This is a genomic window from Dokdonia sp. 4H-3-7-5, from assembly GCF_000212355.1.
Lineage (GTDB): Bacteria > Bacteroidota > Bacteroidia > Flavobacteriales > Flavobacteriaceae > Dokdonia.
The window spans coordinates 186276-201838 of record NC_015496.1; the positions used below are offsets into that span (position 1 = coordinate 186276).

11 protein-coding genes are annotated in these 15563 nt (G+C 36.5%); 4 read left to right on the forward strand and 7 right to left on the reverse strand.

The genetic code is table 11. From position 1 onward, the window contains the following. Positions 1–2: 2 nt before the first annotated feature. The 3 genes from KRODI_RS00765 to KRODI_RS00775 form a co-directional block, all read right to left on the reverse strand. Positions 3–371, reverse strand: a complete 369-nt coding sequence (locus KRODI_RS00765) for a sulfite exporter TauE/SafE family protein (RefSeq protein ID WP_013749653.1) — start codon at positions 369–371, stop codon at positions 3–5. A gap of 113 nt (positions 372–484) precedes the next feature. Then, entirely contained in the window at positions 485–1447 is a 963-nt protein-coding gene (locus tag KRODI_RS00770; protein WP_041295753.1) for a lytic transglycosylase domain-containing protein, read from the reverse strand. A gap of 8 nt (positions 1448–1455) precedes the next feature. Continuing rightward, positions 1456–2124, reverse strand: a complete 669-nt coding sequence (locus KRODI_RS00775) for an alpha/beta fold hydrolase (protein WP_013749655.1) — start codon at positions 2122–2124, stop codon at positions 1456–1458. Positions 2125–2325: 201 nt separating this feature from the next. Here KRODI_RS00775 and KRODI_RS00780 point away from each other — a divergent pair, with 201 nt between their 5' ends. Continuing rightward, a complete protein-coding gene (locus tag KRODI_RS00780; RefSeq protein ID WP_013749656.1) occupies positions 2326–2625 on the forward strand; it encodes a hypothetical protein in 300 nt (99 codons plus the stop codon). 100 nt (positions 2626–2725) lie between these two features. After that, positions 2726–3385 (forward strand): alpha/beta hydrolase, encoded by a 660-nt coding sequence (locus tag KRODI_RS00785; RefSeq protein WP_013749657.1) that lies wholly within the window; start codon positions 2726–2728, stop codon positions 3383–3385. 93 nt (positions 3386–3478) lie between these two features. Here KRODI_RS00785 and KRODI_RS00790 read toward each other — a convergent pair whose 3' ends face one another. The 4 genes from KRODI_RS00790 to dnaK all read right to left on the reverse strand — a co-directional run bounded on the left by KRODI_RS00790 (position 3479) and on the right by dnaK (position 13145). Beyond that, positions 3479–5503: an OmpA family protein gene (locus KRODI_RS00790; RefSeq protein ID WP_013749658.1), complete on the reverse strand. Its 2025-nt coding sequence runs from the start codon at positions 5501–5503 to the stop codon at positions 3479–3481. Between the two features lies 1 nt (position 5504). Beyond that, a complete protein-coding gene (locus KRODI_RS00795; RefSeq protein ID WP_013749659.1) occupies positions 5505–6425 on the reverse strand; it encodes a type IX secretion system membrane protein PorP/SprF in 921 nt (306 codons plus the stop codon). A gap of 15 nt (positions 6426–6440) precedes the next feature. Beyond that, a complete protein-coding gene (locus KRODI_RS00800; RefSeq protein ID WP_013749660.1) occupies positions 6441–10769 on the reverse strand; it encodes a gliding motility-associated C-terminal domain-containing protein in 4329 nt (1442 codons plus the stop codon). 471 nt (positions 10770–11240) lie between these two features. After that, positions 11241–13145, reverse strand: coding sequence for a molecular chaperone DnaK (gene dnaK / locus KRODI_RS00805; protein ID WP_013749661.1), 1905 nt, complete (start codon positions 13143–13145; stop codon positions 11241–11243). A 315-nt stretch (positions 13146–13460) separates the two neighbouring features. Here dnaK and KRODI_RS00810 point away from each other — a divergent pair, with 315 nt between their 5' ends. Then, positions 13461–14153, forward strand: coding sequence for a TetR family transcriptional regulator C-terminal domain-containing protein (locus KRODI_RS00810; protein ID WP_013749662.1), 693 nt, complete (start codon positions 13461–13463; stop codon positions 14151–14153). A gap of 55 nt (positions 14154–14208) precedes the next feature. Next, positions 14209–15534 carry an ABC1 kinase family protein gene (locus KRODI_RS00815; protein WP_013749663.1) on the forward strand — a complete coding sequence of 442 codons (1326 nt, stop codon included), beginning with the start codon at positions 14209–14211 and terminating at the stop codon, positions 15532–15534. The last annotated feature ends 29 nt before the right edge of the window (positions 15535–15563 follow it).

Genomic DNA, 15563 nt, shown 5'->3' on the forward strand with positions numbered 1-15563 from the left:
AGTTATTTACCCCACAGCATTTTAATAGAAAGGACGAGAAGCACCGCTCCAAAGATTCTTTTAAGCGTTTTTTGATCAAGATTTACAGCTAGTTTTGATCCTAGAAACCCGCCTACCACAAAAAACACAGCGATAACCGCAGCATATTTCCAGTTTACATAGCCTTCGTTATAGTAATTATAAGCAGCAAGAAATGTTACTGGAACTGCAAGCACAGCAAGACTTGTACCTTGAGCTTCATGTTGATTAAAGTGCAGTAACATAATCATAAGAGGTATCATAATAACACCTCCACCTACTCCCATAATACCACTCAAGACTCCGGCAATAAGACCTATGGCTATAAGCGCTATAATAACTGATGCATTCATTACATTAAATTTTGATTCAATAAAAATACCATATTAGCGAGTCTTATAAATAAAAATAGGCTTCTCATTTTACAAAATGAGAAGCCTATTAAATAATTAACTAGTTATCTGTATTATCTACCTAGCGTGTATGTACCTTTTTCTGGTATCTCTATATAATATTTCTTTCTTGAACTATTATTGAGTTTAGTCTCACGCAACCAAGGATTGTGAAGTTTAAGAAGCTTATAGTTAATGTCAAAGCGCTCTGCAAATTTTACGAAATCTGTCACTGCTGTATCGACCTCCACTTTATAAGTAGGCACCTCTGCATATAAATCCTCTGCTCTAAAGTTGAAACCATACTTCTTTGGATTGCTTAAAATCTCCTTAAGTGCAATAATTCTAAATACGTAACGCCCCGTTTCTTCTCCTAAAAGCAAATCGTAGTAATCTTGTACATTTTGTTCTTCAAAACGACGAGAAACACCGTAATTACCAGCATTATAAGCTGCTGCTGCAGCCGTCCAATTGCCAAACTTCTCCTTAGACTGCTTTAAATATTTACAAGCAGCACGTGTAGACTTCTCCACATGATATCTTTCATCCACATTATCATTTACCTCTAGACCGTATTCTCTTCCAGTTTCTTTGAGAATTTGCCAGAAACCAGTGGCTCTAGCAGGAGAAACTGCTTGTGTTAGTCCGCTTTCAATTACTGCTAGATATTTAAGATCATCTGGCACACCTTCCTCTGCTAGAATCTTTTCTATCGTTGGAAAATACTTATTTGCTCTTTTAAAAATGAGCAGCGCGTTAGACTGCCAGTAAGTATTAACCAAAAGCTCACGATCCATACGTTCTCTAATGTCAGGATTTTCTACAGGAACTGCCTCTCCTGCAAAGTTTAATCCATCTGGCATTGGGATCGCATACACGTTATAGTCATTAAGTAACTTCTTTGATGTCATTTTTTCATTCTGCACCTCTCCTTTTTCTTCTACCACTTCTTCTTGTGGTGCTTGTGCAGAGTTTATAACTAGGCCTGCAATAGCTACTACTGCAATACCTGCAACAACTTTCTTTATCATTATCATCATCTTTTCTATTTTAAATCAATGTAATCATTTTCAATCAGTTCGATTAAGTTTTTATTAAACCATTTTGCTCGAGTTATCACCATAATGTGAGTCCCTCCTTCTATATTAATACAGTTATCTATATACTTCACTGGGAAGACCTTATCTGCACTTCCGTGTATGTGAATAATTCCTGGCGGCGCAATTTCTTGATCCCAACAGACCATTTCTTTTACTGCCCAACTCAAGTATCTTCTATCATTCATAGATAGGTACTTTTTATATAGTGCCACTCTATTTTTTATGGTCTCGCCAAAGGCATATTTTGCTAGTGTATCTATATCTTCTACTAATCTCGTAGGCAATATGTTGTATAACTTTAGCTTTCGCGAAAGCTTCATTCTACGTGGTAACTCATGCTTAGTTTTAACACTACTTACAATAATAAGCTTTGCCACTTCGATGTGCTTTGCCATTTCTTGTACGAGTATCCCGCCAAAACTAACGCCTAGCAATACGACATTGTCATGCTTAATATGAGTTGTCATTCTCAAGGCATAGTCTTGTAGTGACTCATTTACCTCTGGAATGAACCATTCTAGCAAATGAATTTGATAAGAATCCTCGGGTAACTTTATATTCTCAAAAATAGAAGGATTGGCCGCCATACCTGGCATTAAATACACGTGCGTCATCTAACTTATAAGTAAGGGTTTAACATAAGAGAAGCGCTCTATTTCGGGAATTTTTTATACATTTGCAAGACTTTCTCAAAAAGAAATTATTAAGATTTGATTATCTTATTATTTCTTGCCTCTTAGGGGTCAAAATTAAGGAGAGATTTCTAATAACCCCGTTAATAATTTTACAAATACTTTAAATATTTTTCAAAATTTATGGAAGCGACGACAGCAGTTGAATTGACAGATAATGAGTTCCAAAGACAGTTTGAAGCAACATTTGCAGGGAAAATGGCAAAAATGGAATACTCGTTACAAGAGCGTAAAATCTTCCTGACAAAAATCTTCATGCCAGAAGGCACAGAGGAGCACATGAATGAATTTATTATAGCAGTATTTAATGAAGTTGCAGAGAGAGAAATAAGCCTCGTACCTACGAGTCCTGAAATTGCAAAATTCATGCGTTCTAACAGACGTAAATACAAAAAATTACTACCTGTAGGAATTAACATATAGGTGATCTTATTCTATTTAAAAACCACTCCATGAGTGGTTTTTTTATGCAATATTGCGAGATTACCTTGAAACATATATCCTATAAAATTTTACACTATTTATGATAGAAAAAAATATACCCTACACACATACTAATACATACTCCACCCTTAACGAGCTATCAGAAAAAACTAAGAATGTTTGGTTCGTTTTTCACGGCATGGGTTACTTGTCAAGATATTTTATCAATTACTTCAAGGAGCTTCCACCAGAAGAGAATTACATCATAGCCCCACAAGCACCTAGTAAATATTACCAAGACAAACGTTTTAAATATGTAGGTGCTAGCTGGCTTACTAAAGAAAACACAGAAACAGAGAAGAACAATGTTTTTAACTACCTTGATGAGCTATGGGATATGGAACTAGCAACTATCGACAAAAGTGCCGTAAACGTGATCATGATGGGGTATTCTCAAGGTGTATCTATCGTCACCAGATGGATTGCTTCTAGAAAAATAGATTGCTCCTATCTTCTGTTACATTCTGGCGCAATACCAGCTGAGTTGAATCCGACGGATTTTGAGCATCTTTCTAACACCACTCCAGTCACATATATTTATGGAGATAAAGACGAATATATCACAGAAGCTCGTGTTACAGAACAACATCTCAACGGTTCTGCTCTTTTTGGAAATCGTCTTGAAGTTGTTGTATTTTCTGGTATTCATGAGGTTCACACAGCATTCTTCCCGAAGATATTAACTGCACTGGAAGAGTAAATTAATGGTGTAGGTTACGCTTTCGCGAAAGCGTAAAACAAAAAAATCGGCAACTCATTGAATTGCCGATTTTGTTATTTAATGAAATGCTTATTAATAACCAGTGATTTCAAATTCACTACGTCTGTTAAGCTGATGATCATCTTCTGTACACTTACCTACAGGACAGTTAATCACAGGCTTTGTATCGCCATATCCTTGATATTGTATTCTTGAAGCATCGATTCCTTTACTAACTAGGTAGTCAAAGGTACTTTTTGCTCTTTTTTCTGATAGCGGCATATTATATGCGGCTGGACCACGACTATCTGTGTGAGAGCTTATTTTTATTTTAATGCGCTTGTATTTGGTAAGCTTAGCAGCCAGTCTATCAAGTACAGCTTGCGAATCTTCACGCACCACATGTAAATCAAAATCAAAATAAATAGGAGCTACATCCATAAATAGCTTACCTTCCTTCTCCACAACCTGTGGTGCATTTACATCTGTAAGCAACTCAAAACGACTTGGATCTTTCTCTTTAAGGTCTTTAGAAAGATTTTTCTCTTTCATAAGAGCAAGCTCACTGTCTGTAAATATCCTCTTTACTTTGATTACATAAGGTGCTGTCTGTATACCTCGTATTTGAATATCCATACGTCCTTCTTCATGATTATCTCCAGAAGCTATAAACGTATAATCGTCTACAGTAAGTGGTACTTGGAAAGGTGCAGCATCCTCTTTACGGTCTGCATAAACTTCTTTCCCTTGATATCCTAGGATCTTTATTGCCGCATCTGAGATAAGTTCATCAGTATCTGCGTCACGTATTTCAAACTGCGTTTTAAACTCGCGAGTTATGATTTCTCCAGTTTGTACAAAGCTATAGATATCGTCATCTGTTCCATTACGATTAGTGGCATACAATCCGTTATTATCAGAATAGTAACTTAGACTAAAATCATCATATTTAGAATTAATAGGTGCTCCTAGGTTAATAGGCTCTGTGAACCCTTTTACTGTGAGTGGTGCTACAAAAATATCAAGTAAACCTAAACCTAAACGTCCATCTGTAGAAAAATATAAATCTCCTGTGTTCGAAACAAATGGAAATTGCTCTCTATGAATAGTATTAATTGTAGGCCCTAAATTTACCGGAGTACTATACGTCCCATCTAGCTGTACGGTTACATAGTAGATATCAAACCCGCCAAGACCTCCTTCCATATCTGAGGCAAAGTACAAACGCTTTCCATCTCTAGTAAGTGTAGGATGCATGTAAGAATAATTTTCATTTACAAATGACAGACGTTCTGCATCTCTCCATATTCCATCAATACGAACACTTTTATAAAGATGAACCCTATTAGTTTGTTCTTCATCAAACATCTTCCCGCTATCTCCATTTTTATAAGCACTACGAGATAAGTACATCTCATCGCCTGCTGTGTTAAAACACAGATTACCATCATGAAGTGGTGAGTTTACTCCTTGCTTAAGTCTTACAGCTTCACCTGCGAGTTCATTTTTGTCATTTACTCGTACTCCGTAAATATCTAAGAATGGTCTTTGTGTAGTCTTAAAACGCCTTGCAAATAAGGTTCTAAGTACATCGTCATTTAATCTATCTGATGTAAAGAAAACACTATCTCCTACTCTTACGGGTCCAAAGTCGTCTGCTTCTGAGCTTATATTACTCTTGGTAGCGTCAAATTTTGGATTTTTCTTCATTAAATCTTCCAATAATTTAATAGCAGCGACTTTATCAAAGTCTTCACCTTTGTTTTTATAATAAATATCAAGGTAGTCAATACCCTGATCAGAATCTAAAGTAGTATTAAGTACGTGAAACATTTTGAAATTAAACTCATTATCATATGTTCTATCCTCGTCATTAAATCGCTGTCCTACTAGCTGATTAAGATATATAGAAGCGCTTCTATAATCTTGATCTAAATAGTAAGCGTCAATAAGTTTCCCTAGTATTTCTTTAGAGTTATTTTTTCTTAAAGCCACTTCATAATACTTTGCAGCACTAGCGTAGTCTCCCTTATTAAAAAAACGATCTCCCTTTTGTACTTGCCCAAATGCACCTGCACTTACACAGAGTATAATAAGTAATGTGTATATATTTTTCATCTTAGTAAAATCTTGGTGAGATGTAACGTTTTTGTACGCCTAGCAAATCAAATGTGTATAATAGTACTACCTCGTGACTTCCATTGTTAAAACGATTAAGATCGCTCACATTAAAGTCATAACTGTATCCTATTTTTAAATCATTTGTAATATTAAATCCTGCTAGTGCTGCGATAGCATCTTGATGTCTGTATGAAACACCGAGTTCAAATTTCTCGTCATACAAAGCATTTAGCGAAAGGTCGTAGGTTAATGGTGCCCCGCTTATCCATTTTGCAACAGCAGAAGGCTTTATTTTAAGCACATCACTCACATCATACACGTAACCTGCCATTAAATATGCAGTAGGATCCTTCTTATATAGAATAGAGGAATCACCATTGCCTAAATTATTTTCAATTTTGTACGGTATCACGCTTGGCGAACTTAACCCAATGTAGTAATTATCTTTAAAAAGAAAAGCTCCTACACCAACATCTAGTGAGGTAGTTTCCCCATTTTGAAAAGCTAAATCTCCTCCTACATTTTGATCTGTAAAATCAAGACTCTGATTATCTACGCCTAATTTTAATCCAAAAGATAGGTTTGTATTTTCTGCTACATTAATTCTGTAAGCAAAATTTACATTAAAATTATTTGTAGTGAGTACGTCTCCTATTTGATCATTTACATAGTTTACGCCTATTTCTACTCTCTCGTTAAGGGGAATATTTGCAAAAACATTTGCAGTTTTTGGCGCACCATCTAGACCTACCCATTGAGAGCGGTACAAACTACCTACTCTTATAAGTCCTGGTTCATTAATCATATAGGCTGGATTTACCACACCTTGATTGTACATATACTGCGTGTACTGTGGTTCTTGTTGAGCAAACGTAGATAAACTACAAAATGCCGCTAGTATGAATATTTTAAATTTCATCTTGAGGTTGTTTTTTTATCTACTTAAGTAAAATGATCCGTCTATTGGTTCTGAGTTTAAATCATTAGGATAGAAGATGTAAAAATATACACCTGTAGGTAGTTGATCACCTAATCCAGATCCTGTATTAGAACTTCCATCAAAAAGGGGAGTATTTCTATTTCCTCTGTAAACGATAGTTCCGTATCTATTGAAAATTTGAATATCAAAATTCGGGAAGATATTTGGTAAAGTTCCTAATTCTAAGAAATCATTCTGACCGTCATCATTGTCTGACACTCCATCAGAGATTTGAATCTGACATCTTCCGTCGCTTAGTGGTAAAACATCTGCTAGATATGGTACTCTAGGTGATTCACATCCGTTGTCATCTACCGCACTCACATAATAAGTTGTCTCATCTACTAATAAAGTAGATAATGGTAATGGATCTCCACCTTCCGCGGAAGCGTACCAAACAAAGTCTTCTACACTAACAACAAGATTCCCTAAGGTAACTCCATCATTAATACAGATAAATGGCTCATTTAATACTACTGTAGGCGCCATAACCGGTGTAATAGTAAATGTAATAGTTGCATCATTTTGACCACAAGCATCTGTAAAAACTATGTATAGATATGAGAAAGTACCTTCACCTAAGGCTCCCACATCAATTAATCCATCTACTACAGTTTCTGATGTATCGATATTTATAAACTCTCCTGTAAGCTGAGCATCATTAGATAATAATCCAAATAAAGAAGTTGTGTAATCTCCTGCACAAACAAACGTATCTATATCGTCTCCTGCGTTTGAGACAGGTACAATACTTACTGATATCGTTGCACTCACCGCATCACATGCTCCGTTTGCTGCAATACTATACACGTAGTCACCGCTCACTGCAGTCATTGGGTCAATAGAACCATTATTATCTGCTGTAGCATATCCTTCTGGACCAGACCAGCTACCATTACTATCAGGACTTCCTCCTAAAATTGTAAATAAATCAACAATAGCGCCATCCTCACAAGCCTGAAAAGTACCTCCAGTTCCAGCATTACTACTTTCAAAAACAATAAAAGATAATGTAGCTACATCTCCACAACCATCATCTGTAGTTGTTGTATACGTAAATTCAAATACTTGCTGCCCATCTACCGCAGGAACTGTAAACGGATTAGATATTACCGCACCAGTAGCTGTGTCTGTCCAAACACCTTGTGCTCCAACGTAAACTGCATCTGTACCGTTAGTTTCTAATAATGAAATTAAATCAAGAGGATTTGTAAAACTATCATCACAAAGCTCCACTCCCGAAGTGTTTTCACCAGCATAATTAGTTGTAAAAAATGAAACCGTCACCGTAGCAGTCACCGCTTCACATGCACCATTTGCGGCTATCGTATAGACATATGCGCCTTCTGCATTTACAGATGGGTCAAAGTTAGCTTCATTATCCATAGTGGTGTATCCATTAGGACCAGACCAAGTACCATTAGTATCTGGTGTACCTACTAATAATGTAAAGAGATTTATAAAGGTTCCATCTTCACAGGTTTCATAAGCTGCATCTTCTCCAGCATTACCTTGCTCAAAAACTGTAAAAGATAAAGTCGCTGTATCTTCACAGCCATCATCTGTAGTTGTTGTATACGTATAGTTAAATACTTGCTGCCCATCTACAGCAGGGACAGTAAATGGGTTACTAACTACATCGCCGGTGACAGTATCTGTCCAAATTCCTTGTGTTCCAACGTAAATCGTATCTGTACCGCTAGTTTCTAGTAATGAAATTAGATCAATAGGATTTGTAAAACTATTGTCACAAAGCTCCACTCCCGTAGTATCTTCGCCAGCATAATTAGTTGCAAAGAATGAAACCGTCACCATAGCAGTTACCGCTTCACAAGCACCATTTGCGGCTATAGTGTAAACATAAGCGCCTTCTGCATTTACAGATGGGTCAAAGTTAGCTTCATTATCCGTAGTGGTATATCCATTAGGGCCAGACCAAGTTCCATTTATATCTGGTGTACCTCCTAATAATGTAAAGAGATTTATAGTGGTTCCATCTTCACAAGTTTCATAAGCTGCATCTATACCAGCATCACCTTGCTCAAAAACTGTAAAAGATAAAGTCGCTGTATCTTCACAACCACCACCTCCAGTAGTATAAATAAACTCAAAAGTTTGAGAATCTGTAATTGATGGTATTGTAAATGGATTTACTATAACCGCTCCAGAGCTATCAGTCCAATCACCATTAGTATCTATAGTATCTGTGCCGTTATCTTCTAGAAGTGAAATTAAATCTACAGTTGTCGTTGTATTACATAACTCAACATCCGTAGTATCTTCCCCTGCATATATTGCATCTCCTAAAGTCACATCTACCGTTGCAGACGCTTCTTCACAGGTTCCGTTTGCCGGAACGGTATAGATATACTCTCCTTCTACACTTGTTCCTGGTGTAAACAAAGCAACATTATCTGTAGTTGTAAAACCATCAGGGCCAGACCAAGTACCGTTAGTATCTGGAGTTCCCCCTAAGAGAGTAAAAAGGTCAACCTCAGCTGCATCACTACAAACTGCGAGCGGTCCACTTTCTCCTGGATCGTATTGCTCATATACAGTAAAGCTTAGTGTAGCACTGTCTTCACATCCGTTTTCTGTTACCGTATTATATTCAAAGTTGAATAATTGAGAGTCTGTAATAGTAGGTATTTCAAAATTATTATCAACTACGTCTCCATTTGCAGTATTAGTCCATACTCCGTTTGCACCTACATAAATAGGAGCTTCATCAGTATTTACTTCTAATAAGTCCGTAAGTACTAGAGGACTCTCTGTTTCACAAACCTCAAGATCCGCAGTGTCTTCTCCTGCGTAGTTTGCTGGGTTAACTATTAAGGTAACTAGTGTAGATTGAGATTCACACGGCTGATCTCCAGACACGACTACTTCGCAGCCATCTGGACCTATATATGTTTGCGTGATACCTGGACCACAATGGTAACTTTCATTTACAATGAATTCAAACACATAGGTTCCTGCAGAAGTATTGTCTGTAAGTGTTGATACATCAATTGTACCGGCACTCGTATAATCAACATCTCCTACAAGCGAACATATTTCATCTAAATTAGATACAAGTCCTAGGTTAGAAGGCCCAGAGACCAACCTCCAATTTGTACAACTATTGTTTGGGTAATCAAATAATGTAGCTCCTTCTTGCGCAAAGTCTATATAATCGTATAAATTTAACGTCGTCAGAGTTTCATCTCCTACACATAATTCTGGAATATCATTTTGTTCAAAAGGTCGTATATATTCATAAAATGTAAATCTGATTGTACTTTGTTGGTCAGAACAAATTGATGATCTACTTTCTACAAAATATGTAAAGTCATAAGTTATACATCCAAATTCTGGAGTAGTAGCTACAAGGTCGTCATAAATTTCTCTAAGATTGATTATAGAATCACCAGGTCCAGATATTTGGCCTGTAGAATCCGTTAACCAAATACCTTCAATATTTTCATTTACTAGATATTCATCATCACGTAAATTAATATCCATATCAAAGTTACCTGCTAACAACTCTGTCTCACATATCACAAATGAATTTGCAAATCCTGCAAATGGCTCTTTAGTAACAGATACCAAAACAGAAGTAATTTCTTCTGCTGAACAAGGAGTAATTCCAGGCACACGATATTCTAACTCAAAAGTCTCTTCGTCTACAAGTGGTGGACCAGCTTGATACGGTATATTAACGTTAAGAAATCTATTTCCTGAGATTCCAACGTAATTAGGACTTGAACCTACATAAACCCACTCTCCATTTCCATGCGGACTAGGGTTAGATAATAAAGTTTGAAATAAATCAATATTTGTAGTACTGTCACACTCAAAAGGCGGAGCTCCTTGACACACTTGAAGATTCACTCCACCTGCGGTAGTACTTGCTGCGGTTCCTGAGTAAGGTCCTAGAACTACATTGAATAAAAACTGTACATCATCTGGACATCCTGTAGCTCCATTAAGAAACTCAAATTGGTAATCTGCAATATTTTCAGATGAGCTACCAAGATCCCATAAATACAGATCTCCAGTCACAACATCAAGTGCAAAATTAAAGTTAGGATCAAACCACATCCCATCTGCAGGAGTGATTGTTGTTCCGGTAATTGCAGAAAATTCTTCATAGAGATTTATGATTCCATCTGGAATTGAATCACCGTTACCGTCTACAACCGTCATGTCGCACACAGTAAATGTCTCTACCTCGGCACACTGACTAAAAGCCGCTACCGTAGAGCATAACAATAAAGTAAGAAAAAGGTATAATTTCCCCATAGTTAAGTTGGATTAAGGTGCAACGAAGATAAATCAGACCGCTTATACAAACCTAATATTATGTTAATTAATATCGATGAAATACACATTGACAACGTTATAACGTTACACTAATGCTGACTATCAGTATGTTACAATATAAAAATGCTTTCAAATTCATAATTAAATATAGAAAAAACTGACAGTAATTTACTGAAAACATGAAGTTTACGAATTTACTGAACACCTAAAACACCATTCAAGCCCTAATTGTAACGACATATGAATCAGCTATTTTCCATGCTATATTTTTTGTGGAATCAGGAAATAAAAAGACATAAAAAAAGTCTCACAACATACGTTGTGAGACTTTTCTATTATTGATTTGAAGTTGTATGGGATATTAAATCATACGTCTCAAATAATTCCAGTTTCGCGAAAATGATTACTTCACTTCCTCAAAATCTATACTTCGACTTCGCTCAGCACAGGCTACTTAACTTCTTCGAAGTCTACGTCTTCCACATCACTAGCGGTATCTGCTCCTGCATCTCCTCCAGCTTGTGCATCAGGTCCTGGTTGTCCAGCTCCTTCTGCTTGTGCTTTGTACATTTCTTCAGAGGCTACTTTCCAAGCTTCGTTGATTTTATCAAGCGCTGGAGTAATAGCATCTACAGACTTCGTTTCATAAGCTGCTTTCAATTCTGCAAGTGCATCCTCGATAGGCTTCTTCTTATCATCAGATAATTTATCACCAAATTCAGTTAGTTGCTTTTCCGTTTGGAAAATCATACCATCTGCTTCGTTGATTTTGTCTGCAGTTTCTTTTGCTTTTGCATCAGACTCTGCATTTGCTTCTGCCTCTGCTTTCATCTTTGCAATTTCTTCTTCAGAAAGTCCAGAAGATGCCTCGATACGAATATCTTGAGATTTTCCAGTAGCCTTATCTATTGCAGAAACTTTAATGATTCCATTTGCATCAATATCAAAAACAACTTCAATTTGAGGTACTCCACGCTGTGCTGGTGGAATATCTGTAAGTTGGAAGCGTCCTATTGTATTGTTATCTGCAGCCATTGGTCTTTCACCTTGTAATACGTGGATATCAACACTTGGTTGGTTATCTGCCGCTGTAGAGAATACTTGTGACTTTTTAGTAGGGATTGTAGTATTAGACTCAATAAGCTTTGTAAATACATTACCCATTGTTTCAATACCTAATGAAAGTGGAGTTACATCAAGAAGTAACACATCTTTTACGTCTCCAGTAAGTACACCTCCTTGGATAGCAGCTCCTACAGCTACAACCTCATCAGGATTTACTCCTTTTGATGGTGCTTTGCCAAAGAATTTTTCTACCGCTGCCTGTACTGCAGGAATACGAGTAGATCCTCCTACCAATATGATTTCATCTATATCGCCAGTACTTAATCCAGCAGATTTAAGTGCTGTTTGACATGGCTCAATTGTTCTTTTTACTAAGTCATCTATAAGTGCCTCAAACTTTGCACGACTTAATGTACGTACTAAGTGCTTAGGTCCCGATGCTGTTGCAGTAACATAAGGTAAGTTTACCTCTGTAGATGTAGATGATGAAAGCTCAATTTTTGCTTTCTCAGCTGCTTCTTTAAGTCTCTGTAATGCCATAGGATCCTTACGAAGGTCCATGTCTTCCTCAGCCTTAAACTCATCTGCAAGCCAATCGATAATTTTTTGATCTACGTCATCTCCACCTAAGTGTGTATCACCATCTGTTGATAAAACTTCAAAAACTCCATCACCTAACTCAAGGATAGAAACATCATGCGTTCCTCCTCCAAAGTCAAATACAACGATTTTTTGATCTGTATCTTTCTTATCAAGTCCGTAAGCTAGTGCCGCTGCAGTAGGCTCGTTAATGATACGCTCTACTTTAAGGCCTGCGATTTCTCCAGCTTCTTTAGTAGCTTGACGCTGACTATCATTAAAATAAGCAGGTACAGTAATTACCGCACGAGTTACATCTTGACCTAAGTAATCTTCGGCAGTTTTCTTCATTTTTTGAAGAATCATTGCACTAAGCTCTTGTGGCGTGTATAAACGTCCGTCAATATCAACACGAGGCGTGTCATTATCTCCTTTTACGACGTTATAAGCACTACGATCTGCTTCTTTAGCACTTCCGCTAAATTTATTTCCCATAAAACGTTTGATAGAAGCAACCGTTTTAGTTGGGTTTGTTACAGCCTGTCTTTTTGCAGGGTCTCCTACCTTAATCTCACCGCCTTCTACAAAAGCGATTACAGATGGTGTAGTTCTCTTACCTTCTGCATTAGGGATTACCGTTGGTTCGTTACCTTCCATTACAGCAACGCACGAGTTGGTAGTACCCAAGTCAATTCCTATTATTTTACTCATTATATATGTATTTAAGTGTTATTAATTTTCAACAAACACAAATAGACAAGGAGTATGCCACTAGAGAAAGTATGACAAGGTGTCACAGCTAGACATATGCAGCTAGTTATTTTAAGACAGATGCATGTATAATGTTGTTACGCTTTCGCGAAAGCATACTCTTAATACTCTACTATATTTCTAAAGCAAAAAATGTGCATTTCTATTGTAGCCATTGAGTTTCATATAATTTGAAATAATTTTAACTTAACTTTTGTTTAATCAAATCGCAATAACGATAAACATAATGTATCTTTACATCAAACAACAAGTACTATGGCAACTACAAAGACACCGACTAAAAAAACAACAGCCAAAAAGAAAGCAGTGACTTCGACCATGATAATTTCTGCATACATGGATTATGTATTAGAACATGGAGAGGAGCCAAAAACTATATATAAATTTTGTAAGGACCTAAAAGTTGAAGAATCAGAATTCTATCAATTTTTTGGATCTTTTGAAAACCTCAAAACGGGTATTTGGAATGCCTTTCATACTAACACCTTAGCTGTTCTTAATATGGACGCTGATTATGAAAGCTATCCAAATAAAGAAAAGATGCTTTCATACTTCTTTACAATGTTTGAATTGCTCACAGCAAATAGAAGTTATGTGTTATTTTCTCTAGACAAGCACAAAAATATGCTTAAGAACATGAGTCAGCTTAAGGAGTTGAGAGGACATCTAACCTCATATGCATCAAATCTTATAGAAGCTGGTAATGACGACAAAAACTACAAGATTACAAAAAATCCTGTTCGCTTATTTAGTGAAGGAGCATGGGTACAATTTTTATTCTTATTGAAATATTGGATGAGCGATAACTCACGAGGATTTGAGAAGACAGATGTAGCTATTGAAAAATCTGTAAGTGCAATATTTGACATTTTTGAAACTACTCCACTAGAAAGCATTATTGACTTTGGAAAGTTTCTATTTAAAGAAAACTTTGGTTCAAAATCATAAAGATTAGGTTCTCAAACAATAAATTTTAATACACATCCCTCATGGGATTATATATATGAAAACAATAGACCACATACCTACTAACAAACTCCAGCGAGCATCTAAGCTCGTTACCACTGGTGTGAAAGTGGGCGCAAATTATGCCAAATATTATGGTAAGAAAGTGGTTAATCCTTCCTTAACAAAGGATCAACTTAATGAAGATAATGCTGAGGATATATATGACGGATTAAAGAGTTTAAAAGGTAGTGCACTTAAGGTGGCACAAATGCTTAGCATGGAGAAAAATATTATGCCTAAAGCATATGTAGAAAAATTCTCCCTATCACAATTTTCAGTCCCCCCGCTTTCTGCACCCTTAGTGCGTAAGACATTTAATAAATATTTAGGTAAATACCCAGAAGATCTATTTGATACGTTTGCGGCTCAAAGTGTGAACGCGGCCAGTATAGGCCAAGTTCACCAAGCGACATTAAATGGGAAAAAACTTGCTGTGAAAATCCAATATCCAGGAGTCGCAGACAGTATCAGTAGTGATCTGGCATTAGTAAAGCCTATTGCAAAGAAAATGTTTAACCTTCAAGGTGAAGGAAAAGAAAAGTTCTTTAAAGAGATAGAAGACAAGCTTCTTGAGGAAACAGATTACAATCTTGAGCTTGCTCAAAGTATTGCCATGACTGAAGACTGTGCAGCAATACCTAATCTTACCTTTCCTAAGTATTACGAAGAGTTATCAAGCGAGCGCATCCTTACTATGGACTGGATGGATGGTGAGCACCTGAGTGAATTTGTAGCGTACAATACTAATCAAGAAGCTGCCAATAAATTAGGACAGGCATTATGGGATTTCTACATGTATCAAATGCACGTGCTAAAACGTATACATGCGGATCCACATCCTGGAAATTTCATGGTAGATAAGGAAAACAATCTTATTGCAATAGATTTTGGATGTATAAAACACGTTCCAGAAGACTTTTACATTCCTTATTTCGAACTAGCAGAGCCTGCAAATATTAATAATCCTGCTGTTTTTGAAGAGAAACTATATCAGCTTGAAATACTGAGAAAAGATGATGATGCAGATACTGTAACATTCTTTTCGGCACTCTTCCACGAGATGTTGAGTTTGTTTACACAACCTATGCAACAGGAAGAATTTGATTTTAGAGACAGTACCTTCTTTGATCAAATAGCAGTACTAAGTGAGAAGTACAGTAAGGATACAGAAATACGCAAAATGAATGGTAATAGAGGAAGTAAGCACTTCTTGTATATAAACAGAACATTTTTTGGACTTTATAATTTGATGCATGACTTAAAGGCACAAATTAAGGTCAATAATTTTAAAAATTATATCGCTACAGATTCTGTAGCATAAACGGTAATAAGTGTACCGTGATCTTTACG

What these genes read in the sequence shown, in the direction of transcription:
- KRODI_RS00765 (WP_013749653.1), bottom strand. Translation starts at nt 371, where the DNA reads ATGAATGCATCAGTTATTATAGCGCTTATAGCCATAGGTCTTATTGCC.
- KRODI_RS00770 (WP_041295753.1), bottom strand. Translation starts at nt 1,447, where the DNA reads ATGATAATGATAAAGAAAGTTGTTGCAGGTATTGCAGTAGTAGCTATT.
- KRODI_RS00775 (WP_013749655.1), bottom strand. Translation starts at nt 2,124, where the DNA reads ATGACGCACGTGTATTTAATGCCAGGTATGGCGGCCAATCCTTCTATT.
- KRODI_RS00780 (WP_013749656.1), top strand. Translation starts at nt 2,326, where the DNA reads ATGGAAGCGACGACAGCAGTTGAATTGACAGATAATGAGTTCCAAAGA.
- KRODI_RS00785 (WP_013749657.1), top strand. Translation starts at nt 2,726, where the DNA reads ATGATAGAAAAAAATATACCCTACACACATACTAATACATACTCCACC.
- KRODI_RS00790 (WP_013749658.1), bottom strand. Translation starts at nt 5,503, where the DNA reads ATGAAAAATATATACACATTACTTATTATACTCTGTGTAAGTGCAGGT.
- KRODI_RS00795 (WP_013749659.1), bottom strand. Translation starts at nt 6,425, where the DNA reads ATGAAATTTAAAATATTCATACTAGCGGCATTTTGTAGTTTATCTACG.
- KRODI_RS00800 (WP_013749660.1), bottom strand. Translation starts at nt 10,769, where the DNA reads ATGGGGAAATTATACCTTTTTCTTACTTTATTGTTATGCTCTACGGTA.
- dnaK (WP_013749661.1), bottom strand. Translation starts at nt 13,145, where the DNA reads ATGAGTAAAATAATAGGAATTGACTTGGGTACTACCAACTCGTGCGTT.
- KRODI_RS00810 (WP_013749662.1), top strand. Translation starts at nt 13,461, where the DNA reads ATGGCAACTACAAAGACACCGACTAAAAAAACAACAGCCAAAAAGAAA.
- KRODI_RS00815 (WP_013749663.1), top strand. Translation starts at nt 14,209, where the DNA reads ATGAAAACAATAGACCACATACCTACTAACAAACTCCAGCGAGCATCT.